The sequence below is a fragment of the Streptomyces sp. NPDC059785 genome, from assembly GCF_042732375.1.
Lineage (GTDB): Bacteria > Actinomycetota > Actinomycetes > Streptomycetales > Streptomycetaceae > Streptomyces.
Genome location: NZ_JBHWHV010000057.1, coordinates 37,720 through 64,604, shown reverse-complemented (window position 1 = coordinate 64,604; position 26,885 = coordinate 37,720). Strand labels below are relative to the sequence as shown.

20 protein-coding genes and 3 pseudogenes are annotated in these 26,885 nt (G+C 70.6%); 10 read left to right on the top strand and 13 right to left on the bottom strand.

Features of this window, described 5'->3' with window-relative positions:
* Positions 1–102: 102 nt before the first annotated feature.
* A pseudogene (locus tag ACFV6E_RS33390) lies at positions 103–1,281 on the bottom strand (transglycosylase domain-containing protein); the annotation flags it as partial.
* 324 nt (positions 1,282–1,605) lie between these two features.
* Positions 1,606–2,376: pseudogene (locus ACFV6E_RS33385) on the bottom strand (transglycosylase domain-containing protein); the annotation flags it as partial.
* A 408-nt stretch (positions 2,377–2,784) separates the two neighbouring features.
* Here ACFV6E_RS33385 and wblA point away from each other — a divergent pair.
* On the top strand, positions 2,785–3,123 hold the full coding sequence (gene wblA, locus ACFV6E_RS33380; RefSeq protein WP_059133594.1) for a transcriptional regulator WblA: 339 nt from the start codon (positions 2,785–2,787) through the stop codon (positions 3,121–3,123).
* Positions 3,124–3,347: 224 nt separating this feature from the next.
* Here the strand turns inward: wblA and ACFV6E_RS33375 are convergent, their stop codons facing one another.
* Together ACFV6E_RS33375 and ACFV6E_RS33370 are read right to left on the bottom strand one after the other, a co-directional pair.
* On the bottom strand, positions 3,348–4,931 hold the full coding sequence (locus ACFV6E_RS33375) for an ArsA family ATPase (protein WP_385466853.1): 1,584 nt from the start codon (positions 4,929–4,931) through the stop codon (positions 3,348–3,350).
* Positions 4,928–5,905, bottom strand: coding sequence for an ArsA family ATPase (locus tag ACFV6E_RS33370; protein WP_385170672.1), 978 nt, complete (start codon positions 5,903–5,905; stop codon positions 4,928–4,930). The genes ACFV6E_RS33375 and ACFV6E_RS33370 overlap by 4 nt, the downstream gene beginning before the upstream one ends.
* 72 nt (positions 5,906–5,977) lie before the next feature.
* Here ACFV6E_RS33370 and ACFV6E_RS33365 point away from each other — a divergent pair, with 72 nt between their 5' ends.
* The 4 genes from ACFV6E_RS33365 to ACFV6E_RS33350 all read left to right on the top strand — a co-directional run bounded on the left by ACFV6E_RS33365 (position 5,978) and on the right by ACFV6E_RS33350 (position 8,419).
* Positions 5,978–6,139 (top strand): DUF4177 domain-containing protein, encoded by a 162-nt coding sequence (locus tag ACFV6E_RS33365; protein ID WP_003975360.1) that lies wholly within the window; start codon positions 5,978–5,980, stop codon positions 6,137–6,139.
* Positions 6,136–6,603 carry a RidA family protein gene (locus tag ACFV6E_RS33360; RefSeq protein WP_385170669.1) on the top strand — a complete coding sequence of 156 codons (468 nt, stop codon included), beginning with the start codon at positions 6,136–6,138 and terminating at the stop codon, positions 6,601–6,603. The genes ACFV6E_RS33365 and ACFV6E_RS33360 overlap by 4 nt, the downstream gene beginning before the upstream one ends.
* Before the next feature lie 119 nt (positions 6,604–6,722).
* Positions 6,723–7,592: an NUDIX hydrolase gene (locus ACFV6E_RS33355; protein WP_385170666.1), complete on the top strand. Its 870-nt coding sequence runs from the start codon at positions 6,723–6,725 to the stop codon at positions 7,590–7,592.
* Positions 7,589–8,419, top strand: a complete 831-nt coding sequence (locus ACFV6E_RS33350; RefSeq protein ID WP_385466850.1) for an MBL fold metallo-hydrolase — start codon at positions 7,589–7,591, stop codon at positions 8,417–8,419. Before ACFV6E_RS33355 ends, ACFV6E_RS33350 begins: the two co-directional genes overlap by 4 nt.
* A 133-nt stretch (positions 8,420–8,552) precedes the next feature.
* Here ACFV6E_RS33350 and ACFV6E_RS33345 read toward each other — a convergent pair whose 3' ends face one another.
* Positions 8,553–9,227: a Crp/Fnr family transcriptional regulator gene (locus ACFV6E_RS33345; protein WP_006382668.1), complete on the bottom strand. Its 675-nt coding sequence runs from the start codon at positions 9,225–9,227 to the stop codon at positions 8,553–8,555.
* A gap of 377 nt (positions 9,228–9,604) precedes the next feature.
* Here ACFV6E_RS33345 and nth point away from each other — a divergent pair, with 377 nt between their 5' ends.
* The 3 genes from nth (at position 9,605) to ACFV6E_RS33330 (ending at position 13,094) form a co-directional block, all read left to right on the top strand.
* Complete coding sequence (gene nth, locus ACFV6E_RS33340) at positions 9,605–10,660, top strand: endonuclease III (protein ID WP_385466846.1); 1,056 nt, start codon at positions 9,605–9,607, stop codon at positions 10,658–10,660.
* A 472-nt stretch (positions 10,661–11,132) separates the two neighbouring features.
* Positions 11,133–11,774, top strand: coding sequence for an NUDIX hydrolase (locus tag ACFV6E_RS33335; RefSeq protein WP_385170678.1), 642 nt, complete (start codon positions 11,133–11,135; stop codon positions 11,772–11,774).
* A gap of 120 nt (positions 11,775–11,894) precedes the next feature.
* Complete coding sequence (locus ACFV6E_RS33330) at positions 11,895–13,094, top strand: MarP family serine protease (RefSeq protein ID WP_385170657.1); 1,200 nt, start codon at positions 11,895–11,897, stop codon at positions 13,092–13,094.
* Between the two features lie 229 nt (positions 13,095–13,323).
* Here the strand turns inward: ACFV6E_RS33330 and ACFV6E_RS33325 are convergent, their stop codons facing one another.
* The 6 genes and pseudogenes from ACFV6E_RS33325 to ACFV6E_RS33300 form a co-directional block, all read right to left on the bottom strand.
* Positions 13,324–13,503, bottom strand: a complete 180-nt coding sequence (locus ACFV6E_RS33325; protein WP_385170655.1) for a hypothetical protein — start codon at positions 13,501–13,503, stop codon at positions 13,324–13,326.
* A gap of 199 nt (positions 13,504–13,702) precedes the next feature.
* Positions 13,703–14,641 carry an alpha/beta fold hydrolase gene (locus tag ACFV6E_RS33320; RefSeq protein ID WP_385170652.1) on the bottom strand — a complete coding sequence of 313 codons (939 nt, stop codon included), beginning with the start codon at positions 14,639–14,641 and terminating at the stop codon, positions 13,703–13,705.
* Positions 14,638–15,126: a phage holin family protein gene (locus ACFV6E_RS33315; protein WP_385170650.1), complete on the bottom strand. Its 489-nt coding sequence runs from the start codon at positions 15,124–15,126 to the stop codon at positions 14,638–14,640. The genes ACFV6E_RS33320 and ACFV6E_RS33315 overlap by 4 nt, the downstream gene beginning before the upstream one ends.
* Positions 15,127–15,169: 43 nt before the next feature.
* Positions 15,170–16,624: pseudogene (gene nhaA / locus ACFV6E_RS33310) on the bottom strand (Na+/H+ antiporter NhaA).
* 251 nt (positions 16,625–16,875) lie between these two features.
* Positions 16,876–18,876 carry an acetate--CoA ligase gene (gene acs / locus ACFV6E_RS33305; RefSeq protein WP_385466843.1) on the bottom strand — a complete coding sequence of 667 codons (2,001 nt, stop codon included), beginning with the start codon at positions 18,874–18,876 and terminating at the stop codon, positions 16,876–16,878.
* Positions 18,877–19,247: 371 nt separating this feature from the next.
* Positions 19,248–21,770: a SulP family inorganic anion transporter gene (locus ACFV6E_RS33300; protein WP_385466840.1), complete on the bottom strand. Its 2,523-nt coding sequence runs from the start codon at positions 21,768–21,770 to the stop codon at positions 19,248–19,250.
* 337 nt (positions 21,771–22,107) lie between these two features.
* Between ACFV6E_RS33300 and ACFV6E_RS33295 the strand changes: the two genes are divergently transcribed.
* On the top strand, positions 22,108–23,361 hold the full coding sequence (locus ACFV6E_RS33295) for a hypothetical protein (protein ID WP_385170641.1): 1,254 nt from the start codon (positions 22,108–22,110) through the stop codon (positions 23,359–23,361).
* Here ACFV6E_RS33295 and ACFV6E_RS33290 read toward each other — a convergent pair.
* The gene (locus tag ACFV6E_RS33290) at positions 23,351–24,367 is read right to left on the bottom strand and encodes an ATP-binding protein (RefSeq protein WP_385466837.1); all 1,017 of its coding nucleotides are present in this window, start codon (positions 24,365–24,367) and stop codon (positions 23,351–23,353) included. The genes ACFV6E_RS33295 and ACFV6E_RS33290 overlap by 11 nt on opposite strands.
* Before the next feature lie 95 nt (positions 24,368–24,462).
* On the opposite strand from ACFV6E_RS33290, the gene ACFV6E_RS33285 reads away from it, so the two are divergent.
* Positions 24,463–25,287, top strand: coding sequence for an oxidoreductase (locus tag ACFV6E_RS33285; RefSeq protein WP_385170635.1), 825 nt, complete (start codon positions 24,463–24,465; stop codon positions 25,285–25,287).
* Positions 25,288–25,747: 460 nt separating this feature from the next.
* On the opposite strand, the gene ACFV6E_RS33280 is transcribed toward ACFV6E_RS33285, so the two are convergent.
* A complete protein-coding gene (locus ACFV6E_RS33280) occupies positions 25,748–26,593 on the bottom strand; it encodes an HAD family hydrolase (protein ID WP_385170632.1) in 846 nt (281 codons plus the stop codon).
* Positions 26,594–26,885: the final 292 nt, after the last annotated feature.

Sequence of the window (26,885 nt, the reverse complement as noted above, 5' to 3'; positions counted from 1 at the left end):
TTCCTGATCGCCACCGATCAGGAACGCCCCCACCGCTTTCCCGTCCTACGGGCTCGCGGGAGTCCCAGGACTACCCGCTACGGGCTCGCGGGCGGCCCGGAACTATCCCCGCCAGCCGCCGTTCCCGTTCCCGTTGCCGCCGTTCCCCTGCCCCTGGATGAAGCCCTCGGGGATCGAGAAGGACGGTGTCGGGATCGTGCCGCCGTCGGTGCCGCCGTCGGTGGTCCAGCCACCGTCGTCGCCGTTCCCGCCGTTGTCGTTGTTGTCGTCGTCCCCGTTGTCCCCGTCGTCGCGGCCCTTGTCCTTGCCGGGGTCGGGGATGTTGACCAGGTTGAACTCCGGTGCGGGCTTGCCCTCCAGCGCGCCGGTCATCATGTCGCGCCAGATCGGGCCCGGTACCTCGCCGCCGAAGACCTTGTCGTACGGAACGCCGCCGATCGTGATGTTGACCATCCGCCGCTTGTGGGCCGGGTCGCCGACCCAGACCGCGCCCGCCATGTTCGGCGTGTAGCCGACGAACCAGGCCGCGTAGCGGTAGTCCGTCGTACCGGTCTTGCCCGCGCTGGCGCGGCCGCTGAGGCCCGCCTGCGTACCCGTACCGTCCTCGACCACGCCCTTCAGCAGGGTGCTGATGGTGTCCGCGGTGGTCTCGGACATCGCGCGCGAGCAGGCCGACTTCGGCACCGACAGGGACTTCTTCTGTCCGCCGACGGTCTGGCTGATCGACTCGATCGCGATCGGCGTGCAGTACGTGCCGCGCGAGGCGAAGGTCGCGTACGCGTTCGCCATCGTCAGCGGCGACATCTCCTGGGTGCCGAGCGCGATGGACGGCGCCTGGGCGAGCTTGCCGCCGTCCGCGCGGTCGACGCCCATCTTCTTCGCCATGTCGGTCACCGGGCAGATGCCGATGTCGCTGATGAGCTGCACGTAGTAGGTGTTGACCGACTTGGCGGTCGCTTCCTTCATGCCGTACGGACCGCGCTCCGACTCGTTCTCGTTCGTCAGCTTCTCGTTGGAGACGTTGGTCCAGTTCTTGCCGTCACAGATGGAGACCGGGCTCGGATACTCCATCTCGTACGGCGACGAGTACTGCTGGGTCGCCGACTTGCCGCCCTCTATGGCCGCCGCCGCGACGATCGGCTTGAACGTCGAACCGGGCTGGTAGCCCGCGCCGCCGCCCATGTCCTTGTCCACGGAGAGGTTGATCTGCGTCTCGTTCTTGCCGAAGCCGTACGGACGCGACTGGCCCATCGCGAGGATCTTGCCGGTGCCGGGCTCGACGATGGTGGCTGCGGTCGCCACGTCGTCCGTCTTGTTGACGTGCTCCTTGACCGACGCCTGGACCGATTCCTGCGCCTGCGGGTCCAGGGTCGTGCGGATCGTCAGGCCGCCCTGGTTCCAGACCTTGGCGCGGGCCTCCCTGGTCTTGCCGAAGACCGAGTCGTTCAGGAACACCTCGCGCACGTAGTCGCAGAAGAAGCCGGCGCCCTTGACCGCGGTGATGCAGCCGTTCTTCGGCTTGCTGACCTTCAGGCCGAGCGGCGTCTTCTTGGCCCTGTCGGCCTCCTGCTGGGAGATGTCGTGCACCTCGGCCATCCGCTGGAGCACCGTGTTGCGCCGCTTGGTGGCCTCGGCCTCGTCGTTCACCGGGTCGTACCGGCTGGGCGACTGGACGATGCCGGCGAGCAGCGCCGACTCCTGGACGTTCAGGTCCTTGGCGGACTTGGAGAAGTAGCGCTGGGCCGCGGCCTCGACGCCGTAGGCCTGCTCCCCGAAGAAGGTGATGTTCAGGTAGTTCTCGAGGATGCGCTTCTTGCCGAGCTTCTCCTCGATCTGGATCGCGTACTTCAGCTCGCGGATCTTGCGGCCGAGAGTCTGCTGAGTGGCCTGGGCGACCTTCGTCGGGTCGTCCCCGGCCTCCTCGATGAACACGTTCTTCACGTACTGCTGGGTCAGCGTCGAGGCGCCCTGGGCGACGCCACCGCTCTGCGCGTTCTCGTTGAGCGCGCGGAGGATCCCCTTGAGGTCGACCGCGCCGTGCTCGTAGAAGCGCGAGTCCTCGATGGCGACGATCGCCTTCTGCATGTACGGCGACATGTCCTTGAGGTCGACCACCGTGCGGTCGCGCGAGTAGACCGTGGCGATCTGTCCGCCCTGGTTGTCCAGGATGGTGGTCCGCTGACTTAGCGGCGGCCGCTTGAGATTGGCCGGAATCTCGTCGAACCCCTCGACGGATCCCTTCGCCGCGAGACCCAGCGCGCCGGCCGCGGGCAGTGCGATGCCGGCCAGCACCGCCCCCGCGAGAACGCTGACACCGAGGAACTTGGCGGCCTGCTGCGAAGGGGACAGGCCCCCGCCCGAGCGCTTCTTTGCCATGAGGGCAGCCTACGTTCTCATTCGCCGGACACGCGTATATGCCTTGGCCTAAGCTGCTCTCAACTGTCACAGCAGTAGGGCCATGTATCAAGTACGTCCGGCGACCCCGAATCGTTCCGGACGTTCCCTCAATTTTTGTGAGGGGCGTGTCCGTATCCGCCTTGTGTGTCACGGGGCGTCCGTTGTGACTCAGCGGAAGTGTCCTGGTTCGCCGGGAAACTCATGTATGTCCCCAGCTCACTCCCCCGGGTGATCTGCCGCTTACGCATAGTCCGTTCGGGCCATTCAAGATTGGGCCCGAAGGGGGTGTTGCGCCGTGCCCACCTTCCGTAACGTCCTCAACTGGCGGCGGTGAATATGCCGCTGCCGCCGTGGGGGAGCCTCGATTCGGGAGAGGACGGCGCCGGTATGGGCTGGGTAACCGACTGGAGTGCGCAGGCGGCCTGCCGCACTACCGATCCGGATGAACTGTTCGTTCAAGGAGCAGCGCAGAACAGGGCCAAGGCGGTGTGCACCGGCTGCCCGGTGCGCACGGAGTGCCTGGCCGACGCGCTGGACAACCGCGTCGAATTCGGCGTGTGGGGTGGCATGACGGAGCGTGAGCGCCGTGCACTGCTGCGCAGGCGGCCGACGGTGACGTCATGGCGTCGCCTCCTCGAGACCGCGCGTACGGAGTACGAGCGCGGTGCGGGCCTGCTGCCCCTGGACGAGGAAGAGGTGTACGAGAACTACGCGGCCGTGGGCTGACACCGCCCAGGACCCGAACGTTGCGCCCCTCGGACTCAGACAGTCGGGTCCTCAGGGGTTCGTTCGAGGCCCCGGTTCGTCCACGGGACGGGTGGCCCAGGTGCGAGCACGGTGTGCCCGGGTTCGGTTCGGCGCGCTCAGTGGCGTGTCCTGGACCGCGTACCGGCACAGGAGCGGCCTGACCGCGCGCGCGTGCGCACGGCCCTGTGCGCTCGGCCGTGTGCTCAGGCGCCTGCTTCGGGAAGCTCGGAGCGGTGGGCCGCGAGCCGGTCCCCGATGTCCCGCAGCCCGGCGAGGTCGTGCACGTCACCCGGCAGTGCGGCCACTTCCGCCACGGCCACCTCGGGATGCAGCGCGGTGAAACGGTCACGGGTGCGCTGCTCACGGGCGAGCAGCTGCATACGTTCGGCGTGCAGCCTCAGCAGACCTGCGGTGAGTCGTTCGACGGCTCCGTCCGCGGCGGGGGAGCCCTCGGAGGAAGCGGAGTCCGGACCGGCCGGGCCGGCGCTGTCGGTGTGATCAGTGGTGAGTTCAGAGGGAGATTCTGAACTGCCGTACGTATCGGGAGAGTTACGAAGTCCAGCTTTCCCGTCGCTCTGATCCACAATGCGGGTCCCGGCAAGATTTTCTCCGGCCCCTGGACCGGCTCCGGCGTCGTCGGGCTCGGCCGTCGTGAGTTCGAGGTCCTCTGCCGCCGCGAGCGCCCGCTCGGCGGACAGCTGCGCGGCACCGCTGCCGTGTACCCGGTTGAGGACCAGGCCCGCCAGGGGCATGTCCTCGGCCGCGAGCCGCTCCACGAAGTACGCCGCCTCCCGCAGGGCGTCGCGCTCCGGGGCGGCCACCACCAGGAACGCCGTGCCGGGCGCCTGGAGCAGCTTGTACGTGGCGTCCGCGCGCGTACGGAAGCCGCCGAACATGGTGTCCATGGCGGCCACGAACGTCTGGACGTCCTTCAGGAGCTGCCCGCCCAGCACCTTGCCGAGGGCGCCCGTCATCATCGACATCCCGACGTTCAGGAATTTCATCCCGGCGCGTCCGCCGACCTTCGCCGGTGCCATCAGGACGCGGATCAGCTTGCCGTCCAGGAAGGACCCCAGACGCTTGGGGGCGTCCAGGAAGTCCAGCGCCGAGCGCGAGGGAGGCGTGTCGACGACGATCAGGTCCCACTCGTCGCGGGAGCGGAGCTGGCCGAGCTTCTCCATGGCCATGTACTCCTGCGTGCCGGCGAAGCCCGCGGAGAGCGACTGGTAGAACGGGTTGTTCAATATCGCGGCCGCCCGGTCGGGGTCCGCGTGCGCCTCGACGATCTCGTCGAAGGTGCGCTTCATGTCGAGCATCATGGCGTGCAGTTCGCCGGCCGGCCGCCGCCGCTCGCCGTCTGCCGCACCTGCGCGGCCGGACCTGTCGGCGTCACCCGCGCCACCGGCGTCACCTGTGCCACCGGCGCCACTCGTGCCCTCAGTGCCACCCGTGTCCCCGGCCCCGATGCCGCCGGCCGGTGCCCCCGCGCGGTCCTCGACGCCCTTCACCCGGCGCGGGACGTTGTCCAGCGAGTCGATGCCCATCGACTGGGCGAGTCGGCGGGCCGGATCGATGGTCAGCACGACCACCTTGCGGCCGCGCTCGGCCGCGCGCAGGCCCAGCGCCGCGGCCGTCGTCGTCTTGCCGACGCCGCCCGAACCGCAGCAGACCACGATGCGGGTCTTCGGGTCGTCGAGCAGCGCGTCGACGTCCAGGGGGCGGGCGGAGCCGAGCGCGCGGGCCGGTTCGGCGGCGGGGCCCTGGACGCGTACCGGATCGGAACTCATGAGATCCCTTGCTGACGCAGTTCCTTGGCCAGGTGGTACAGGCCCGCCAGGTCCATGCCCTCGGCGAGCAGTGGCAGTTCGTGCAGGGGCAGGCCCAGCTCGCGCAGGGCGGCGCGCTGCTCGTGCTCCAGGGCGTGGCGCTCCGCGTACTCCCCGGCCTGCTCCAGGAGCGGGTCCACCAGCCGCTCCGCGTTCCCGCCGCGACGGGCGCCGCCGAGCCCGGCCGCGGAGAGCGACTTGGCGATGGCGGTACGGGAGGCGGTCGCGGCGAACTCCAGATCGGCCGCTTCCAGCAGGGCGGGACGCACCATGTTCACGATCGTCCGGCCCACCGGGAGCCCGGCCGCGCGGAGCTCGGCGACGCCGTCCGCGGTCTCCTGGACGGGCATCTCCTCCAGGAGCGTGACCAGGTGGACGGCCGTCTCCGAGGACTTCAGGACGCGCATGACGGCCTGTGCCTGATTGTGTATCGGGCCGATCTTGGCCAGGCCCGCCACTTCGTCGTTGACGTTCAGGAAGCGGGTGATGCGGCCCGTGGGCGGGGCGTCCATCACCACGTAGTCGTAGGCGAAGCGGCCGCTCCTGTCCTTGCGGCGCACGGCCTCGCAGGCCTTGCCGGTGAGCAGCACGTCGCGCACGCCCGGGGCGATGGTGGTCGCGAAGTCGATGGCGCCGAGCTTCTTCAGCGCACGTCCGGCGCCGCCGAGTTTGTAGAACATCTGGAGGTAGTCCAGGAGGGCCAGCTCGGGGTCGATGGCCAGCGCGAACACCTCCCCGCCCCCAGGAGCGACGGCGATCTTCCGCTCCTCGTAGGGCAGCGCTTCTGTCTCGAAGAGCTGCGCGATGCCCTGTCTGCCCTCGACCTCGACGAGGAGGGTGCGCCTGCCCTCGGTGGCGAGGGCGAGCGCGAGGGCGGCGGCCACCGTGGTCTTGCCGGTACCGCCCTTGCCGCTGACGACCTGGAGCCTGCTCACGTATTCGAGCCTAACCAGTCCTGGCCCGGGCTACGCGGGAGGCTGTGGATAACAGCGGATACAGTCGGCCACATGACCAAGTGGGAATACGCAACCGTGCCGCTGCTCGTCCATGCCACGAAGCAGATTCTGGACACCTGGGGCGAGGACGGCTGGGAGCTCGTCCAGGTCGTGCCCGGGCCGAACAACCCCGAGCAGCTGGTGGCCTACCTGAAGCGGGAGAAGCAGGCATGAGTGCCGTCGAGTCCAGGCTCGCGGAGCTCGGCCTGAGCCTGCCGGAGGTCGTGCCGCCGCTGGCCGCCTACCAGCCGGCCGTGCGGTCCGGCGTGTACGTGTACACCGCGGGCCAGCTCCCGATGGTGGAGGGCAAGCTCCCCACCATCGGCAAGGTGGGCGGCGAGGTCACCGCCGAGGAGGCCAAGGACCTGGCCCGCATCTGCGCGCTGAACGCGCTGGCCGCGGTCAAGTCCGTCGTCGGCGATCTCGACCGCATCGCGCGCGTGGTGAAGGTCACCGGCTTCGTCGCCTCGGCGGCCGACTTCACCGGCCAGCCCGGCGTCCTGAACGGTGCCAGCGAACTCCTGGGCGAGGTCCTCGGGGACAAGGGCGTGCACGCCCGCAGCGCCGTCGGCGTGGCGGTCCTTCCGCTGGACGCGCCGGTCGAGGTCGAGATCCAGGTGGAGCTCACCGAGGCGTGAACGGCCCCTCCAGGGGCGGCGTTCCGGCCGGAGCCCGTCCCTGGAGCGCCCCGGACCTGCCCCTGAGCGGTCGATCACTGCCTCTCGAACATCAGCGCGCCACCAGATAGCCTCCGGCCATGGCGAATGGGCAGTGGTACCCACCGGAGTGGCCCGATCGGATCCGCGCGCTCGCGGCGGGCACGCTCACACCGGTCGCCCCCAGGCGGGCGGCCACGGTCATGCTGCTCAGGGACGGCGCCTCCGGACCCGTGGTGCACATGCTGCGCAGACGCGCCTCCATGGCCTTCGCCGGAGGCGCGTACGCGTATCCGGGCGGCGGCGTGGACCCCCGCGACGACGACCACCGGATCGGCTGGGCGGGCCCCACGCGCGCGTGGTGGGCCGACCGGCTCGGCGTCGACGAGACGTCCGCCCAGGCGATCGTCTGCGCGGCGGTCCGGGAGACGTACGAGGAAGCGGGCGTGCTGCTCGCCGGGCCCGCCCCGGACACCGTGGTCGGCGACACCACGGGGGAGGACTGGGAAGCGGACCGCGCGGCCCTGGTGGCCCGCGATCTCTCCTTCGCCGAGTTCCTGGAGCGCAGGGGACTCGTCCTCAGGTCCGACCTGCTCGGCGCCTGGACGCGCTGGATCACCCCGGAGTTCGAGCCCCGCCGCTACGACACCTGGTTCTTCGTCGCCTGCCTCCCGGCCGGGCAGCGCACGCGCAACGCGTCCACGGAGGCCGACCGGACGGTGTGGATCGGCCCCCGGGACGCGGCGGACGCGTACGACCGGGGCGAGCTGCTGATGATGCCGCCCACCATCGCGACCCTGCGCCAGCTCCAGCCGTACGGCACGGCCGCGGACGCCCTCGCCGCCGCACCCGGGCGCGATCTGACGCCGGTGCTGGCGCGGGCCCGGATCGAGAACGACGAACTGGTCCTGTCCTGGCCGGGACACGACGAGTTCACCAAGCACATCCCCGACGGTGGAGCCCCCGCATGACGGAAGCAGCAGCACTCCCCGGCCGGCCGAGGGGCGGGGTGCTCACCGGCCCCGCCACCCCGAGGGCCGTCAACGTCCTGGCCCCCAACGCGTCCGCGATGACCCTGGACGGCACGAACACCTGGATCGTCGCCGAGCCGGACTCCGAGCTCGCGGTCGTCGTCGATCCGGGTCCCCTGGACGACGGGCATCTGCGCCGGGTCGTGGCCACGGCCGAGCAGGCGGGCAAGCGGATCGCGCTGACGCTGCTGACGCACGGGCATCCGGACCACGCGGAGGGCGCCGGGCGGTTCGCCGAGCTGACCGGCACCAAGGTGCGGGCCCTGGACCCGGCGCTGCGGCTCGGCGACGAGGGGCTGGCCGACGGCGACCTCCTCACCGTCGGCGGGCTCGAGCTGCGCGTCGTCCCGACGCCCGGCCACACCGCGGACTCGCTGTGCTTCCATCTCCCGGCCGATCGGGCCGTCCTGACCGGAGACACCGTCCTCGGCCGCGGAACGACCGTCGTGGCCCATCCTGACGGCCGTCTGGGCGACTATCTCGACTCCCTGCGCCGGCTGCGCTCCCTGACCGTCGACGACGGCGTGCACACCGTCCTGCCCGGCCACGGCCCCGTGCTGGAGGACGCCCAGGGTGCCGTCGAGTTCTACCTGGCCCACCGGGCCGGCCGGCTGGCCCAGATCGAGACCGCCGTCGAGGACGGCTATCGGGAGCCGGCCGAAGTCGTCGCCCATGTGTACGCGGACGTCGACCGCTCCCTGTGGCCCGCGGCCGAGCTTTCGGTGCGCGCCCAGCTCGACTACCTGGGCGAGCACGGACTGATCTGACACCCGGGTGGCCGAGATTCCCGAGGTGCCCCGGGTACGCCGATGGGTCCCGTCTCACGAAGACGGGACCCATCGGCGTACAGCGGGCGGACCGGAGTGGGCAGGCGTACGGCCTCGGCGCGGGCGCTACGGCTCAGCGCGAGCGCTTGGCGAGCCGCTCCACGTCCAGGAGGATCACGGCGCGGGCCTCCAGGCGGAGCCAGCCGCGGCCCGCGAAGTCGGCCAGGGCCTTGTTGACCGTCTCGCGCGAGGCGCCGACGAGCTGGGCCAGCTCCTCCTGCGTCAGGTCGTGCACCACGTGGATGCCCTCCTCGGACTGCACACCGAAGCGGCGCGAGAGGTCCAGCAGCGCGCGGGCCACGCGTCCCGGGACGTCCGAGAAGACCAGGTCGGACATCTGGTCGTTGGTCTTGCGCAGGCGCCGGGCGACGGCGCGCAGCAGCGCGGCGGCGACCTCGGGGCGTGCGTTCAGCCAGGGCTGGAGGTCGCCGTGACCGAGGCCGAGCAGCTTGACCTCGGTCAGCGCCGTGGCCGTCGCCGTACGCGGGCCCGGGTCGAACAGCGACAGCTCGCCGATCAGCTCACCGGGGCCGAGGACGGCCAGCATGTTCTCGCGGCCGTCGGGGGAGGTGCGGTGGAGCTTCACCTTGCCCTCGGTGACCACGTAGAGGCGGTCCCCGGGGTCGCCCTCGTGGAAGAGAGCGTCACCGCGCGCGAGGGTCACCTCACTCATGGAGGCGCGCAGCTCCGCGGCCTGCTCGTCATCGAGCGCCGCGAAGAGCGGGGCGCGCCGCAGAACGTCGTCCACGAGTTCTCTCCTTGTCGACCTGCTCAGGGGATCTTGCTCCCCCGTGTGTCAGGGGTCCGTGTTCCCCATTTTGCCGGACGGTCCAAACAGTGTGATCAGTCACAAGTCTGCCGCACCGGCGTCCCGAGGAGTGTGGCAGGGGGCCAATTGGGGGCCGATCTTCGGGGTCCGAGGCGGATGTCGGTGCCGGGCTTTAGGCTGGCCGGGTGTCCAAATCGCCGGTGAGAGCACAGGCCAAGGGAGCTGGGCGGGTGGTTGTACGTCGTGATTCCGCTGTGGGCGAACAGGCCGCGGGCGGTGCCAGTAAACCGACAAAAACGGCGGGGTCGGCGCCGGTGAGGTCCGGGCCGACGACCGCCGCGAAGAAGACGTCCGGCGTGGCGAAGAAGACGTCCGGTGCCGCGAAGAAGACCGCCGCCGCGGCGAAGAAGGCCACGGCGGCGAAGAAGGCGGCCCCAGGGGAGGTCGCCGCGAAGAAGGCGGCGCCTGAGAAGGCGGTCGCCAAGAAGACGGCCACCAAGAAGGTGGCGGCCAAGAAGGCGGCTCCCAAGAAGACGGTCGCCAAGAAGACGGTCGCCAAGAAGAGCGCCGCCAAGAAGACGGTCGCCAAGAAGGCCGCGCCCGCCGTCACCGTGCCGCCGTCCCCCGACCTCGTCCGCAAGGCCCGCCGGATCGACCGCGAGCTCGCCGAGGTGTACCCGTACGCGCACCCGGAACTGGACTTCGAGAACCCCTTCCAGCTCCTGATCGCCACGGTGCTCTCGGCGCAGACGACCGACCTGCGGGTGAACCAGACGACTCCGGGGCTCTTCGCCAGATACCCCACCCCCGAGGACCTGGCCGCGGCCAACCCGGAGGAGGTCGAGGAGATCCTGCGGCCCACCGGTTTCTTCCGCGCCAAGACCAGGTCCGTACTGGGGCTCTCCAAAGCCCTGCGGGACGACTTCGGCGGCGAGGTGCCCGGCCGCCTGGAGGACCTCGTCAAGCTGCCCGGAGTGGGCCGCAAGACCGCCTTCGTGGTGCTGGGGAACGCCTTCGGGCGGCCCGGCATCACCGTGGACACCCACTTCGGACGGCTCGTGCGGCGCTGGCAGTGGACCGACGAGACGGACCCGGACAAGGTCGAGGCGGCCGTCGGCGCGCTCTTCCCGAAGAGCGACTGGACGATGCTCTCGCACCACGTGATCTTCCACGGGCGCCGGATCTGCCACGCCCGCAAGCCCGCCTGCGGCGCCTGCCCCATCGCCCCGCTCTGCCCGGCGTACGGGGAGGGCGAGACCGACCCGGAGAAGGCGAAGAAGCTCCTGAAGTACGAGAAGGGCGGCATGCCGGGCCAGCGCCTCAAGCCGCCGCAGTCCTACCTCGACGCGGGCGGCATCCCCGCCCCGCCGCTGGGGGCCGGCCCGGCGGCCTCGCCGGCGGCGGCCGGATGACGGAACGATCCCATCGTCGACGGGCGTTGACAGCAGCAGAACGGGGGTGGCGATGACGCACGCGAGCCACACGCACCACGTCCAGGGCACGCACCACGTCCAGGGCGCGGAGCATGTCCAGGGCGCGGAGCACGCTCACGACACGGGGCACGCTCACGACGCGCAGCACGGGAGCGGTACGGATCACATAGGCCCCATGGACCATGGCAGCCCCGCGGGCCATGCCGGCGCCACGAACCATGCCGGCGCCACGAACCATGGCGGCGGTACGGGCCATGGCGGTACGGACCGAGGAGACGCCACGGAGCACGGACGCGCCACCGATCACGGTCCCGGCGCGCAGGCCGGACCGGGCGGGCTGGTCAGGCCCGGTGCGCAGGCCCGGCCCGGCGCGCAGTCCGGTGCGGGGAGCGGGCACGCGCCCTCCCCGGACCCCGACCCCCGCCCCGCCCCCGTACTCAGCAAGGAGGGCCTGCCCGGCTGGCTGGATCCCGTCGTGCGCGCCGTGGAGCAGGTGAAGCCCCGTCAGCTGAGCCGCTTCCTGCCGCCGGAGAGCGGCGAGGGCCGCCAGTCCGCCGTCCTCGTCCTGTTCGGCGAGGGCGAGCACGGCCCCGAACTGCTGCTCATGGAGCGGGCCGGCTCGCTGAGATCGCACGCGGGCCAGCCCTCGTTCCCCGGCGGCTCCCTCGACCCCGAGGACGGCGATCCGGAGACGGACGGTCCGCTGCGGGCCGCGCTGCGCGAGGCCGAGGAGGAGACCGGGCTCGACCCGGCCGGAGTCCAGCTCTTCGGCGTCCTGCCGAGGCTGTACATCCCGGTGAGCCGCTTCGTGGTCACCCCTGTCGTGGGCTGGTGGCGCCGCCCGACACCGGTCGGTGTGGTCGACCCGGCGGAGACGGCCCGGGTCTTCACGGTCCCCGTGGCGGATCTCACGGATCCGGCCCACCGCGCGACGACGTCGCACCCCAGCGGCCACCGCGGACCGGCATTTCTGGTCGAATCCACCCTTGTCTGGGGTTTCACGGCGGGCATCATCGACCGGCTGCTGCACTACGCGGGCTGGGAGCGTCCCTGGGACCGTGACAAGCAGGTCCCGCTCGACTGGCGCGCATGACAGGGTGGCCCCCGTGCTGTGTTCTCCCGCCGGGCGACGTGCCCTCCTGCCGCCGTGCGGCGGGCCGTGCCTCCGGCCGGCACAAGGCGACCGCGAAGTGACGAGGCGAGGCTTGAAGCAGTGAACGTGCTGGACATCCTGTTGCTGGTCGCCGCCGTCTGGTTCGCGATCGTCGGCTACCGCCAGGGTTTCGTCGTCGGCATCCTGTCGGTGATCGGCTTCCTGGGCGGCGGGCTGATCGCGGTCTATCTGCTCCCCGTCATCTGGGACGCCCTGACCGACGGCGCCGAGGTGAGCACGTCGGCCGCCGTCGTCGCGGTGGTCGTCGTCATCGTCTGCGCCTCCGTCGGCCAGGCCCTGACCACCCATCTCGGCAACAAGCTGCGCCGGTACATCACCTGGTCCCCGGCCCGCGCCCTGGACGCGACCGGCGGCGCCCTGGTCAACGTCGTGGCGATGCTGCTGGTGGCCTGGCTGATCGGCTCCGCGCTCGCCGGCACGACGCTGCCGACGCTCGGCAAGGAGGTGCGCGACTCGAAGGTCCTGACCGGGGTCGCCCGCGCGCTGCCGACGCAGGCCGACACCTGGTTCGCAGATTTCTCCTCCGTCCTCGCGCAGAACGGCTTCCCGCAGGTCTTCAGTCCGTTCGCCAACGAGCCCATCACCGAGGTGCAGCCGCCCGACCCGGCGCTGGCCAACAGTCCCGTCGCCGCCCGTGCGAAGAAGTCCATCGTCAAGGTCATGGGCACCGCGCAGAGTTGCGGCAAGGTCCTGGAGGGGACCGGATTCGTCTTCGGCGAGCGCAGGGTGATGACCAACGCGCACGTGGTCGGCGGAGTGGACGAGCCCACCGTCCAGATCGGCGGCGAGGGCCGCAAGTACGACGCCACGGTCGTGCTCTACGACTGGCGGCGCGATATCGCCGTGCTCGACGTCCCCGACCTGAACGCGCCCGTCCTACAGTTCACCCGGCAGGTCGCCGAGAGCAGCGACAGCGCCATCGTCGCGGGCTTCCCGCAGAACGGCGCGTACAACGTCCAGCCCGCGCGGCTGCGGGGCCGGATCACCGCCAACGGCCCGGACATCTACCACCGCGACACGGTCCGCCGCGACGTCTACTCGCTGTACGCGACCGTGCGCCAGGGCAACTCCGGCGGCCCGCTGCTCACCCCCGACGGCAAGGTCTACGGCGTGGTCTTCGCCAAGTCGCTCGACGACGACGCGACCGGTTACGCGCTCACCGCGCAGGAGATCCGGGAGGACATCACCGAGGGGCGCACGGCGAACCAGCAGGTGGACAGCGACAGCTGCGCACTCTGACACCGGCGTCGGGGCACTGACAGGCAGGCCGGCAACCGGTCGGGGTGCGCAGGCCGGTGCGTGGTCGCTGTGTGCAGGCCGGTGTCCGGTCGGTTCGCAGAAGGTGGGCCGACGCCTGCGGTCCGCCGGCCGGGGGACGGTGGTCCGGGGCCGGCGGTCCGCTGGTCAGGGGACCGTGATCCGGTGCCGACGGCCGTCCGCTTACGGGGCCGTGGCGCCGGTCGCCGGCTCAGCCGCGCGGGTGGCGCAGCCGGGCCGAGACCCAACGGGCCCGGCGGCGGAGAATGTGCGGAATGCCCAATCGGGGATCCGTGCCCTGCAACTGCGGGGCGCCCCCCTGATGGGAGCTCAGGCCTGAGGCCGAGCGGCGATTGCGTGCTGCGTCACTGTAGTCGTGCGTCCAGCCCATACCCCGACGTCTGCCCCTGCCTCATGGTCGGTAACCGCCTCCGGGGCACCCAATTGGCCTATGCGGGAGGCAATTGGCTGTTCGACGGACAAGCGTTCGTCCATCGGAGCGGAACGTGTTCAAACGGTCACGGACCGGACCCCGTAAGGGTCATCGCTCGGGACCCCGTAAGGGTCATCGCTCGGGACCCCGTAAAGGGTCATCGATCGGGTTCCGGATCCTTCAGCCAGTTGACCAGTTCGGAGGAGAACGCCACCGGGTCCTCCTCATGGGGAAAGTGTCCCAGTCCGTCGAACAACCGCCAACGGTACGGCGCTTCGACGTATTCGCCCGATCCGGCGGCGCTGCGCGTCCGCATCACCGGGTCGAGCGAGCCGTGCAGATGGAGCGTCGGCACGCGCAGCGGACGCTTCATGCGCCGGTTGAACTGGATCCCGTCGGGGCGCGCCATGGAGCGTACGAGCCACCGGTACGGCTCGATCGAGCAGTGCGCCGTCGACGGGATGCACATCGCGCGGCGGTACATCTCCACGGCCTCGTCGTCCGGCAGCCGCGGCCCCGACCAGTCGCGCATCAGACGGGCCACCAGGGCGCCGTCGTCCGCGACGAGTTGACGCTCAGGTATCCAGGGGCGCTGGAAGCCCCAGATGTAGGAACCCGCGGCCGTCTGCTTGACGTCCGAGAGCATGGCCGAGCGCCAGCGGCGGGGGTGGGGCATCGAGGAGACGGCGAGCCGGCGGACCAGCTTCGGGCGCATGACGGCCGCCGTCCACGCCAGGTATCCGCCCAGGTCGTGGCCGACCAGAGCGGCGTCGGGCTCGCCGAGGGAGCGCACCACCCCGGTGATGTCCAGCGCGAGGTTCGCCGGGTCGTAGCCGCGCGGGGTGCGGTCGCTGCCGCCCACGCCGCGCAGGTCCATCGCGACCGCGCGGAAGCCCGCGTCGGCGAGGGCGACCAGTTGGTGGCGCCAGGCCCACCAGAACTGCGGGAAGCCGTGCAGCAGCAGCACCAGCGGCCCGTCGCCCAGCTCGGCGATGTGGAAGCGCGCGCCGTTGGCCGCGACGTCCCGGTGGGTCCAGGGTCCGTCGAGTCGTACGACCGAGGTGGGTTGCGCCGAAGGTGTGGCGGGGTCCGTCATGAGGACGAGCGTGCCACAGCCTCGATGTCCTCACCGAGCCGGTCCGCCGGGTGCGTCTGGCGGGGGTGCGGCTTGGCGTTCTGCAGGACGCCCGCCGTCTCCTTCATGGACGCCGCGACCTTCTGCGGGCCCTTGCTCTTCTTGGCCTTCTTCGCGAAGACGGTGCCGATCAGCGCGAGCAACCCGGCGACCAGGACGTTCGCGGCGAAGGAGAGCAGGAAGCAGACGGCGAGGTTCCAGTGGCTCCAGGTCCGGATCCCGTACGCCAGGGCGAAGCTCAGCATGGGCAGGGAGAAGATCAGTACCGCGCCGGCCGCGGAGAACGCGCCGCCGCTGACCGCACCGCGCTTGACGTCCTGCTTGAGCTGCGCCTTCGCCAGTGCGATCTCGTCGTGCACCAGCGCGGACATCTCGGTCGTCGCCGAGGCGAACAGCTGGCCGATGCTGCGTTCGGCGCCGACCGGGCTGCCGTCGGGTGCGCTCATCGCGATCTCCCTCTTCTGCATGTGTTTGTGCCGTCCTGTCAGATCATGCCGGACGGTCGTCCCCCTCGCCTGCCCCGCCCTTCACTTCGGCAAGCCCCTGCCGCCGTGCGACCTCCTACGCGGTCTTCCCGGCCGCCTTCTCCGCGGCCAGCCTGCGGTGCTCCGCGGCTTTCTCCTCGTGAAGGGCGGCCATGCGCAGGTGATACTCCGGGTCGTCCTGCTCGTAGACGTCCGGGATGCCGTCCTGGTCCTCGTCGCGCTCCTCGGTCTCGCACAGCCGGCGGTACTTGGCGTTGCGCACCCTCAGCAGCACCCCCGCGAGTACGGCGGCGGTCAGCGAGCCGATGAGGACGGCGGCCTTCACCCCGTCGGCGAGCGCCTGGTCGCCCTGGAAGGCGAGTTCGTCGATGAGGAGCGAGACGGTGAAGCCGATTCCGGCCAGTGTGGCGAGGGCGAACACGTCCGGCCATGTCAGGTCCTCGCTCAGGGACGCCCTGGTGAAGCGGGCGGTCAGCCAGGTCCCGCCGAAGACGCCGATCGTCTTGCCGACCACGAGGCCGAGCACCACACCGAGCGTCTCGGGCCGGGTGAAGACCTCGGCAAGAGCGTCGCCCGAGACCGCGACACCTGCGCTGAACAGGGCGAACAGCGGTACGGCGAGTCCGGCGGACAGGGGCTGTACGAGATGGGCGATCCGCTCGCCCGGGGAGTGCTCCTCGCCCTCCCGGCGGTGGCAGCGAAGCATCAGACCCATCGCCACACCGGCGATGGTGGCGTGGATCCCGCTGTTGTACATCAGCCCCCAGACGACCAGGGCCAGCGGTACGTAGACGTACCAGCCGCGTACGCCCTTGCGCAGGAGCAGCCAGAAGACGACGAGGCCCGCGACGGCTCCGCCGAGCGCCGCGAAGTCGAGCCGCTCGGTGAAGAACACCGCGATGATCAGGATCGCGAAGAGGTCGTCGACCACGGCGAGCGTCAGCAGGAAGGCGCGCAGCGCGGACGGCAGGGAGGTGCCGAGGACCGCGAGCACGGCGAGCGCGAAGGCGATGTCGGTGGCGACCGGCACGGCCCAGCCGTCGAGGGAGCCGCCACCGGTGATGTTGACCAGGGTGTAGACGAGTGCGGGGGCGACCATGCCGCTGAGTGCGGCGGCGACCGGCAGCACCGCCGCCCTCGGGTCCCGCAGGTCTCCGGCGACCAGTTCCCGCTTGAGCTCGATACCGGCGACGAAGAAGAAGACGGCGAGCAGTCCGTCGGCGGCCCAGTGCTCGACGGAGAGGTCGAGGCCGAGCGTGGACGGGCCCAGGTGGATGTCGCGGACGTTCTCGTAGCTCTCGGTCAGGGCCGGTACGTTCGCCCAGACCAGTGCCGCGATGGTGGCGGCGAGCAACAGGAGCCCGCCCACGGTCTCGGTGCGCAGCGCGTCCGCGACATAGGTCCGCTCGGGCAGGGACAGCCGTCCGAGGAACGGGCGGGGGGTGCGGGGCGCGGTCACGAAAACCTCCGGTCGGTGGGCAGGACTGAGCAGTCGCCGACCAGACTTCCCGGCACACCTTTGGGGGTTTCTTTTCAAGTTGTTGACGCGCTGTGCAGCCTACCCGAGGGGTGGCGTGACGTATCCGCAGTTCCCCGCATATTAGACGAAAGGGGCATCCGGCGTGCCGCCGAATGCCCCTGGTGATGCCGCTGGCGATGCCCTCACGGGGATCTCAGCCGTGATGCCCGCACGAGGGTTCCGCGGGGAGCTCAGTCCTCGCTCGGTGCCGCCGGGAGCTTGGACTGGATGAGGTCCATGACCGTGGAGTCCGTGAGCGTGGTGACGTCACCCAGCTCGCGGTTCTCCGCGACGTCGCGGAGCAGCCGGCGCATAATCTTGCCGGAGCGGGTCTTCGGGAGCTCCGCCACCGGCAGGACGCGCTTGGGCTTGGCGATCGGGCCGAGCGTGGCGCCCACGTGGTTGCGCAGGGCGGCGACGAGGCCCTCGTCCTCGGCGGACGCGGTGCCGCGCAGGATCACGAACGCGACGATGGCCTGCCCGCTCGTCTCGTCCGCGGCGCCTACGACGGCCGCCTCGGCGACCGAGGGGTGCGAGACGAGCGCGGACTCGACCTCGGTGGTCGAGATGTTGTGCCCGGAGACGAGCATGACGTCGTCGACCCGGCCGAGCAGCCAGATGTCGCCGTCCTCGTCCTTCTTGGCGCCGTCGCCGGCGAAGTACTTGCCCTCGAAGCGCGACCAGTAGGTGTCGATGAACCGCTGGTCGTCGCCCCAGATGGTGCGCAGCATCGACGGCCACGGCTCGGTGAGGACCAGATAGCCACCGCCGCCGTTCGGCACCTCGTTCGCCTCGTCGTCCACGACGGTGGCGGAGATGCCGGGCAGCGGGCGCTGCGCGGAGCCGGGCTTGGTCTCCGTGACTCCCGGCAGTGGCGAGATCATCATCGCGCCGGTCTCGGTCTGCCACCAGGTGTCCACGACCGGGGTGCGGTCGGCGCCGATGTGCTTGCGGTACCAGACCCAGGCCTCGGGGTTGATCGGCTCGCCGACGGACCCGAGCACCCGCAGGCTGCCGAGGTCGAACTTCGCGGGGATGTCGTCGCCCCACTTCATGAACGTCCGGATCGCGGTCGGCGCCGTGTAGAGGATGGTCACCCCGTACTTCTGGACGATCTCCCAGAAGCGGCCCTGGTGCGGGGTGTCCGGGGTGCCCTCGTACATGACCTGCGTCGCGCCGTTCGACAGCGGTCCGTAGGTGATGTACGAGTGGCCGGTCACCCAGCCGATGTCGGCCGTGCACCAGTAGACGTCGGTCTCCGGCTTGAGGTCGAAGACGGCGTGGTGGGTGTAGGACGCCTGGGTGAGATAGCCGCCGGAGGTGTGCAGGATGCCCTTGGGCTTACCCGTCGTACCGGACGTGTAGAGGATGAACAGCGGGTGCTCGGCGTCGAAGGCCTCGGGCGTGTGCTCCGCGGACTGCCGGCCGGTGATCTCGTGCCACCAGACGTCCCGGCCCTCGGTCCAGTCGACGTCCTGGCCCGTACGGCGGACGACCAGCACCTTCTCGACCCCGGGTGAACGGCCGACGGCGTCGTCGACGGCCGGCTTCAGTGCGGAGGGCTTGCCGCGCCGGTAACCGCCGTCCGAGGTGATGACGATCTTGGCGTCCGCGTCGTCGATGCGGGCCGCGATCGCGTCGGCCGAGAAGCCGCCGAAGACGACCGAGTGCGCGGCGCCGATCCGCGCGCACGCGAGCATGGCGACGACCGCCTCGGGGATCATCGGCAGGTATACGGCGACCCGGTCGCCCTTCTGCACGCCCAGCTCCGTCAGGGCGTTGGCGGCCCGGGACACCTCGTCCTTGAGCTCGGCGTAGGTGATGGCGCGGCTGTCGCCCGGCTCGCCCTCGAAGTGGATCGCGACCCGGTCGCCGTGCCCAGCCTCCACATGGCGGTCCACGCAGTTGTACGCGACGTTCAGCTTGCCGTCCTGGAACCACTTGGCGAACGGCGGGTTCGACCAGTCCAGGGTCTCGGTGGGCTCGGTCGCCCAGGTCAGCCGACGCGCCTGCTCGGCCCAGAAGCCGAGCCTGTCAGCCTTGGCCTGCTCGTACGCCTCCGCGGTGACATTGGCGTTCGCGGCCAGGTCGGCGGGCGGAGCGAACCTGCGCTCCTCGCGCAGCAGGTTGGCCAGGCTTTCGTTGCTCACGACATCTCCCTTTCCCAGGGTGTCCGTTGTGTCCCAGACCACAGCTCATCAGACCGGAGGGCCCGCTGACAAGGGCCGTTCCAAAATTGGTTTAGACCTATCCCGCGCCATCGAACGGACCCGCTCCGGCTCACTCCGAATCACTCTGAGGCACGTAGGGACGGCCGCCCCGGTTCAGAGGGAACGGAAACCGAAGGAACCCCCTCACGGCGTACGGCACCTTGCAGCCTGTCCGGCGTTTGAGGACGAGGCCGTCCAGGCCGAAAGCGGGGGCCTGGGGGCGGCAGCCCCCGGAGTTACGGGAGAGGGAAGGGGCGGAGGGGGCGAAATCCCAACGCAGACGCCCTCGCTCCCGCCCACCCCTACCCGTAGGGTCCCGGCGTTCGGCCCCGGGCCCCGCCTCCGACGCCTGCTCAGGAGGGACTGCGCGTTTCCTCCATCGCCCCTACGTGAGCGAAGACGTCGGCCGGGACGGCTCTCTCGTCGGGGCAAGGCCCACTGGACCCCGCACCGGCATCGGTGTCGGAGCTACGGTCGGCGTCAACCCCTGAGCCGCTGCCGGAGCCACTGCCGACGTCGGCGCCGGCACCCGCACCCCCATCCACCCCCACTCTCGACTCGGTCAGCAGATACGCCTGCGCCTCCCCGACATGGAAGTACATCCCGTGCAGCTCCACGCCCCCGTCCCGCAGTGCACGGGCCACCGACTGATGTGCCCGCAGATGCTCCAACTGCTGCACCACGTTGGTCAGACACAGCTGCTCCACGGCGTCGGCCGGCGCGCGTGCGGCGAGTCGCGGCAGTGGCCGCTCGTCGGCGACGAGCCGCTCGAGGCTCGGCCGCCCGTGCCGCAGCCACCGCGTGAGCGGCGTCCGCGGCCCGTCCGGATCCGCGTTCAGCAGGGCCTGCATCGCGCCGCACCCGGAGTGGCCGCACACCGTGATCGACCGCACCTTCAGCACGTCGACCGCGTACTCGATCGCCGCCGCCACCGAGTCGTCCCCACTCTCCTCTCCCGGCGAGGGCACGAGATTGCCCACGTTGCGCACGACGAAGAGGTCGCCGGGACCACTGGATGTGATCATCGACGTGACCAGCCGGGAGTCGGAGCAGGTGAGGAAGAGCTGCGACGGCTGCTGTCCCTCGCGCGCGAGACGGGCCAGTTCGTCCCGCACCAGGGGCGCGGTGTTGCGCTGGAAGGCGCTGATGCCCCGCGCCAGCCGGTGCCCGCCGCTCTCGGTGCGGTCGGCCGCTTCTCCGGGCTCTCCCACGTCGCCCGGCCGGTCGTCGTCCGGAGCGGACCACTGGTCCGCGGTGGAGTCGCACTGGTGGTTGCGCCAGGGCGTCCAGGGGCGGCAACGGCAGTGGGAGGCGCTGCCCGGTTCGGCGATACGGGTCCCGCTGCGCCGGCCGGTGAGCTCCACTGTGCCTCCTTGGGCGAGGTGCGTGTTCTGCCAGTCCTGGAGCGTTTCGTAGGCGGCGTGGTCCATGAACGAGCCGTCCAGCTCGACCACGACCGCGGCTCCCTGGGGCACCGGATGCAGCGCCCGGCTGAGCCGCGGCACCGCGAGGAACGTCAACTGCCCGCGGACGTGGATGTGGTGGACCCCGTCCGTCTCCTCGTGGGTGATACGGGTGCGGGTGAGCCGGTGCAGGGCGACGGCGACAGCCACGGCGACCCCCAGGGCCACGCCCTCCAGGACGCCGAAGACCACGACGCCGAGTGTGGTGACCGCGTACACCAGGACCTCGCGGTGTCTGGTGACCGTGCGGATGTGGTGCAGGGACACCATCTGGATGCCGACCGCCATGACCAGGGCGGCGAGCGAGGCGAGCGGGATCAGCTCGAGGACGGGGACCAACAGCAGCGCGGCGATCACCACCCAGACGCCGTGCAGCATCGTGGAGTTCCTGCTGACGGCGCCCGCGTGCACGTTCGCCGAGCTGCGTACGGCGACTCCGGCGACGGGCAGGCCGCCGAGCGTTCCGGACACCACGTTGGCGGCGCCCTGCCCGAGCAGCTCCCGGTCCAGGTCGGAACGGCCGACACGCGCGCGCAGACCCGGCTTTCGGGCCGCCAGCTTGTCCACGGCCACGGCGCCGAGCAGTGACTGCACGCTGCACACCAGCGTGGTGGTGAGGACGGCGGCGGCGAGGCCGAGCGCCGGTCCCTCGGGCAGTCCCGCGAGGGCGTGGCTGCTCCAGGACGGCAGGTCGACCATGGCCAGGCTGAGCCCGGCGAGCGAGGCGATCGCGCTGGCGCCCGCGACGGCGACCAGCGCGGCCGGGACCTTGCGCAGCACGCGTCCGACCCGCCCGGGGATCCGGGGCCAGGCCAGCAGCAGTACGAGTGTGAGCGCGCTGGTCGACACGGCGGCCAGGTCCACCCGGGCCAGCTGGGCTGGCAGGCCGCGGAGGTTGGCGACGACGGAGCTCTGCGGGGTGCCGCCGAGCACGATGTGCAGCTGGGCGACGGCGATGGTCACACCGATGCCGGCGAGCATGCCGTGCACGACCGCGGGACTGACGGCGAGCGCCGTGCGCGCCACGCGCAGACAGCCCAGGCCGAGTTGGGCGAGGCCCGCGAGGACGGTGATCGCGCAGGTGGTGCGCCAGCCGTAGCGGTGGATCAGGTCGGCGGTGACCACCGTGAGTCCGGCGGCGGGGCCGCTGACCTGGAGGGCGGAGCCGCCGAACCGGCCGGCCAGGAGACCGCCGACCGCGGCGGCGACGAGACCGGCCTGGAGCGGGGCGCCGGTGGCGAGGGCGATGCCCAGGGACAGGGGCAGGGCGATCAGGAAGACGGCGACGGAGGCCGAGAGATCGGCGCCCGCGACGCGGAAGCGGCGGGGCGGGCCGGTCGGTGGGCTGTGGGGCTGGTGGTCGCGCGCGGGCCGAGTCGAGTCGGCGTCGCGGGCGGGGGCGTGAGCGGACATGTTTCCCGTCTCCTCCGGGGCAGCGCGGTCGCGGAACAGGTGGTTGCCCCGCTCGGCGGCGGGGCGAGAACGCGGCCGTGGGTCACGGCGTACAGCGGCGGGATTTCTCAATAATCGGTAAATGAATCGTAATGCAGAGTAAAGGCGAAGTCCTAACAAATTCCGCAAATGGGCTATCAATTCACTCCCGAGAGTGAATGCCTATTTTCATCGGCTTGTCATACAAATTCCTTCGCGAGTCCGTGCGACCTTGACGGCGCTGTCGGCAGGTCCCTGCACACGAGCCGCGATCGCCCGAGCGGCGTGGCTCCGACCGAAGGAAGGCGGTGGGCGGAAGATGACCGTCACCCAGAGGATCGCCGCGGGCGTCGCGGTCACCGCGGCCTGCGCCGCGGCGCTGGCCGGGTGCGCGACCGGCTCTAAGGAAGGCGCGAAGAAGGCGCCGGGCGCCGGGGCGCCCAAGAGCCAGGTGCGTCTGATCGGTGACGGCTCCACCGCCTACACCGGCGCACAGCCGCATCTGCCCAGACCGGAGCGGCTGAAGCCCGGACAGAAACCCCCGCAGTTCGTCGTCTTCTCCTGGGACGGCGCGGGCGAGGACAGCCAGCGGCTCTTCTCGCACTTCCGCAAGGTCGCCAAGGCGAACAAGGCGAACATGACGTACTTCCTCAGCGGCGTGTACATGCTGCCGGAGGAGAAGGGGGACCTCTACAAGCCCCCGCAGCACTCGCCGGGCCGTTCCGAGATCGGCTTCAACGACGAGCAGGGCATCCACGACACCGTGAAGCAACTGCGCCTGGCGTGGCTGGAGGGCAACGAGATCGGCACCCACTTCAACGGCCACTTCTGCGGCAGCGGCGGCGGTGTGGGGGAGTGGTCGGTCAAGGACTGGAAGGACGAGATCGCCCAGGCGAAATCGTTCGTGAAGTCATGGAAGACCAACAGCGGGCTGAAGAAGGACTCCCCCCTGCCCTTCGACTACGACAAGGAACTCATCGGAGGCCGCACACCGTGTCTCGAAGGGCAGAAGAACTTCAGGAAGGCCGCCCGCGCCCTGGGCTTCCGCTACGACACCAGCGGCGTCAACGACCAGCTCTGGCCCAAGAAGCGCAAAGGGCTGTGGGACCTGTCGATGCAGCTCGTCCCGGTCCCGGGCCGTGGCTTCGAGACGCTCACCATGGACTACAACTTCATGGTGAACCAGTCCGGCACCACGACCCAGGGCGACCCCGACAAGCAGGAGTACTGGGGCGACCAGATGCGTGACGGGCTGCTCGAGGGCTTCCACCGCGCCTACAACGGCAACCGCGCTCCGCTGATCATCGGCAACCACTTCGAGTCCTGGAACGGCGGCACCTACATGCGCGCCGTCGAAGAGGTCGTCGACGCGATCTGCACCAAGTCGGAGGTGCGCTGCGTCTCCTTCCGCCAGCTCACCGACTGGCTCGACGCCCAGGACCCGGCGACGCTGAAGAAGCTGCGCAAGCTCAAGGTGGGCCACGCCCCGAAGCGCGGCTGGGACTCCTTCCTCGCGGGCAGCCCCGCCCCCGCCCCGAAGGGCGCGCCCGGGGCGCCGGCGCTCATGCGGTAGCGCCCGCGGCGGCCGCCGGCGACACCGCGCCCGCCGTACGTTCGTCGAGCACGAAGCCGGGGTCGACCTGCGCGGCCAGGTCCTCCCCGGTCCGCGCGTTGCCCCAGGAACCGGCGTTCTTCAGGTGGAAGTGCACCATCTGGCGCGTGTAGCGCTCCCGGTCGCGCAGCGTGTACGTGGCGTCGGCGGCGTCCCGGAGGGCTCGCAGGGAACGCTGGTTGACGTCCTCGAGCCGGTCGAAGCGCGGCGGACGGCCCTTCTCCATGGCGCGTACCCAGTCCGAGTGGCCGACCGTGACCAGCAGGTCGTCACCGACTTCGGCGCGGAGGAAGTCGATGTCGTCCTGGCCCTGCACCTTGTTGCCGACGACCTTCAGGGTGACGCCGTAATCCCGGGCGTACTCCTTGTACTGGCGGTAGACGGAGACCCCCTTCCGGGTCGGCTCGGCGACGAGGAACGTGATGTCGAAGCGGGTGAACATGCCGGAGGCGAAGGAGTCCGAGCCCGCCGTCATGTCGACCACCAGGTACTCGTCCGGGCCGTCGGTCATGTGGTTCAGGCACAGCTCCACCGCTCCCGTCTTGGAGTGGTAGCAGGCGACACCGAGGTCGGCCTCGGTGAAGGAGCCGGTGACCATCAAACGGACGGTGCCGCCGTCGAGTTCCACCGGCCGGGCGCAGGCGTCGTACACCGGGTTGTCCTCGCGCAAGCGCAGCAGTCGCGAACCCTCGCCGGGCGGCGTCGTCTTGATCATCGACGCGGCGGAGGTGATGCGCGGGTTGGAGCCGCGCAGGTAGTCCTTGACCAGCGGCAGCTTGGCGCCCATGGCGGGCAGTGCGGCGGCCGCTTCGTCGTCGAGGCCGAGGGCCGTCCCGAGGTGCTGGTTGATGTCGGCGTCCACGGCGACGACCGGGGCGCCGGAGGCGGCCAGATGGCGGACGAAGAGCGAGGACAACGTGGTCTTGCCACTGCCGCCCTTCCCAACGAAAGCAATTTTCATGTTCATTAACCTAGTGGGGCAGGGGGTCCCGCGCGCGTGAGGACGTGAAGAAGACCACTCCATCGTGGGTGGGACGCCCCTGGGTGCGTAGGGTCGCACCCATGAGTACGACAGGCGCTTCCGCAGATCCCCTTGCGGCCCTGGCCTCGCTGCCCGGCGTGGCCGAGTCCGTCGAGTCCGTGCGCAAGGCCGTGGACCGGGTCTACGGACACCGGATCATGCGCCGCCGCAGCAACGAGATCACGTCCGAGGCGGCGCTGCGCGGTGCCCGCGGTTCCGCGGCGCTGTCCGGTGCCGACTGGGCCCTCGAAGAGGTGCGCCGGCGCGCCGACTTCAGCGCGGACGCCGAGGCCCGTGCGGTCGGCGCGGCGTTGCGGCTGAGCGCCGAGGCGGGCCAGTTGCTCTCCATCTGGCGGCAGTCGCCGCTGCGGGTCCTCGCCCGGCTGCATCTCGTGGCCGCCGCCGACAGGGGCGACGAGGTGGGCAGGCCGCGGCAGGACGGCGAGCCGGTCGACGAACCGCTCGTGGAGCTGCCGCTGCCGGACGCGCGTGAGGTCGCCGGACGCCTGGACGGGCTGTCGAGGCTGATCATCGCCGGGGGCTCGGCGCCCGCGCTGGTGACGGCGGCCGTCGTGCACGGCGAACTCCTCGCGCTGCGCCCCTTCGGTTCGCACAACGGCCTGGTCGCGCGCGCCGCCGAACGCATCGTCCTGGTCGGCAGCGGCCTCGACCCGAAGTCCGTCTGCCCCGCCGAGGTGGGCCACGCCGAACTCGGCCGGGCCGCGTACGTGGCCGCTCTCGACGGCTATGTCTCCGGCACTCCGGAGGGCATGGCGGCCTGGATCGCCCACTGCGGCAAGGCGGTGGGACTGGGCGCCAGGGAATCGACGGCCGTGTGCGAGGCGCTCCAGCGCGGCGCCGCCTGAACCCGTTCGCGTCCGCGCGCAAAGTCCGGTCCGGTAAGTAGTCCGGCCATGAAGAAGGCCGCCCCTAGGGGCGGCCGAAAACTCCCTGTACAGGGTTGCGGCGGTACGAGTTCTCGTACCGCCGCTGGCATGTCCACCTGGTTACCATGCGTCCTCGAATATTGCCCATCAGGTCGGGAACTGTCGCCCGTCACCTGGTGCGGCTGGCCCGTAATCGACGGGTCGACGTCGCGTGGGTGCCTGGTGTTCATGCTCGGTCCGTGGGGCCTTGGTTGCGTCAGAAGGTGATCCTCTCGGATGTCCCTGGTCTCGCGGGCCGTTAACCCCCTTTGTACTCCTGGTCCGCAGGAAGCGGAAGCCCTGGCCGCGCTTCTTTACTTTTAGGTTCAAATAGGCACTTATCGGGCGCGTCGAGGTGCTGCGTCGCGCGGCGCTCGATCGCGCCCGGCCTCCCGGAGGCTCAGACGGCTGCCGCCCGTCGCCGGCTCGCGTACCAGACCAGACCGGCCGTGGCCGCCGCGGCGCCGACCGCGGCGGCCACCGCGAGCGCCGGGCGGGGCGGCACCGACAGTGCGGGCAGCCGCTGCTTCAACCGCACCGGGCGGTTGAAGTCCAGAATCGGCCACCCCTGGGCGACCGCCTCGCGCCGCAGCGCGCGGTCCGGATTGACGGCGTGCGGACGGCCGACGGAACCCAGCATGGGCAGATCGGTCGCGGAGTCGCTGTAGGCGTAGCACCGCGCCAGGTCGTACCCCTCCGACGCGGCCAGTTCCTTGATCGCCTCGGCCTTCGTCGGGCCGTACGCGTAGTACTCCACTTCGCCCGTGAAGCAGCCGTCGTCGCCGACGACCATCCGCGTCGCCACCACACGGTCGGCGCCGAGCAGTTCGCCGATGGGCTCCACCACCTCGGCTCCCGACGTGGAGACGATGACGACGTCCCGTCCCGCGACGTGGTGCTCCTCGATGAGGGACGCCGCCTCGTCGTAGATGATCGGGTCGATCAGGTCGTGCAGCGTCTCGGCGACGATCTCCTTGACCTGCTGGACGTTCCAGCCCCGGCACAGCGCGGACAGGTACTCGCGCATGCGCTCCATCTGGTCATGGTCGGCACCGCCCGCCAGGAACACGAACTGGGCATATGCGGTACGCAAGACGGCCCTGCGGTTGATCAGGCCGCCTTGGTAGAACGACTTGCTGAACGTGAGGGTGCTCGACTTCGCAATGACCGTCTTGTCCAGGTCGAAGAAGGCGGCTGTACGGGGCAAGGAGTGGTTTTCCACGAGCCGAGCATAGGCGCCCACCATTCGGCGTAGTGTGGGGCGCGTGGGTTTGCCTGAGAGGGCTCTCGGGTACACCATGGAAGTCACGGATCGTTCGCGACCGTGCTAACCCGGTCCGACTCCTCCCCCCCCCCGAGTCGGCCGTGGGGACGACCCCCGCTCTCCCCCCCCGGCGGGGGTCGTCGCATGTCCGGATGGGTTTTTCCCTCCGCTTCCACAGTCACCGAGCCGTCGAGCGCAGCACTCCGGCCTTCGGGGTGCCCGCGCATGATTCGTCACTGTGTGTAGTCAATGCGTCGCTGTGGAGAAGTCGCAC

Bases quoted from the DNA above. Each gene is read 5' to 3' on its own strand.
- ACFV6E_RS33365 (WP_003975360.1), top strand. From the start codon at position 5,978: ATGACCAAGTGGGAATACGCAACCGTGCCGCTGCTCGTCCATGCCACG.
- ACFV6E_RS33350 (WP_385466850.1), top strand. From the start codon at position 7,589: ATGACGGAAGCAGCAGCACTCCCCGGCCGGCCGAGGGGCGGGGTGCTC.
- ACFV6E_RS33355 (WP_385170666.1), top strand. From the start codon at position 6,723: ATGGCGAATGGGCAGTGGTACCCACCGGAGTGGCCCGATCGGATCCGC.
- ACFV6E_RS33360 (WP_385170669.1), top strand. From the start codon at position 6,136: ATGAGTGCCGTCGAGTCCAGGCTCGCGGAGCTCGGCCTGAGCCTGCCG.
- ACFV6E_RS33300 (WP_385466840.1), bottom strand. From the start codon at position 21,770: ATGTCCGCTCACGCCCCCGCCCGCGACGCCGACTCGACTCGGCCCGCG.
- ACFV6E_RS33285 (WP_385170635.1), top strand. From the start codon at position 24,463: ATGAGTACGACAGGCGCTTCCGCAGATCCCCTTGCGGCCCTGGCCTCG.
- ACFV6E_RS33375 (WP_385466853.1), bottom strand. From the start codon at position 4,931: ATGAGTTCCGATCCGGTACGCGTCCAGGGCCCCGCCGCCGAACCGGCC.
- ACFV6E_RS33295 (WP_385170641.1), top strand. From the start codon at position 22,108: ATGACCGTCACCCAGAGGATCGCCGCGGGCGTCGCGGTCACCGCGGCC.
- wblA (WP_059133594.1), top strand. From the start codon at position 2,785: ATGGGCTGGGTAACCGACTGGAGTGCGCAGGCGGCCTGCCGCACTACC.
- ACFV6E_RS33325 (WP_385170655.1), bottom strand. From the start codon at position 13,503: ATGGGCTGGACGCACGACTACAGTGACGCAGCACGCAATCGCCGCTCG.
- ACFV6E_RS33315 (WP_385170650.1), bottom strand. From the start codon at position 15,126: ATGAGCGCACCCGACGGCAGCCCGGTCGGCGCCGAACGCAGCATCGGC.
- ACFV6E_RS33320 (WP_385170652.1), bottom strand. From the start codon at position 14,641: ATGACGGACCCCGCCACACCTTCGGCGCAACCCACCTCGGTCGTACGA.
- ACFV6E_RS33290 (WP_385466837.1), bottom strand. From the start codon at position 24,367: ATGAACATGAAAATTGCTTTCGTTGGGAAGGGCGGCAGTGGCAAGACC.
- ACFV6E_RS33280 (WP_385170632.1), bottom strand. From the start codon at position 26,593: ATGGTGGGCGCCTATGCTCGGCTCGTGGAAAACCACTCCTTGCCCCGT.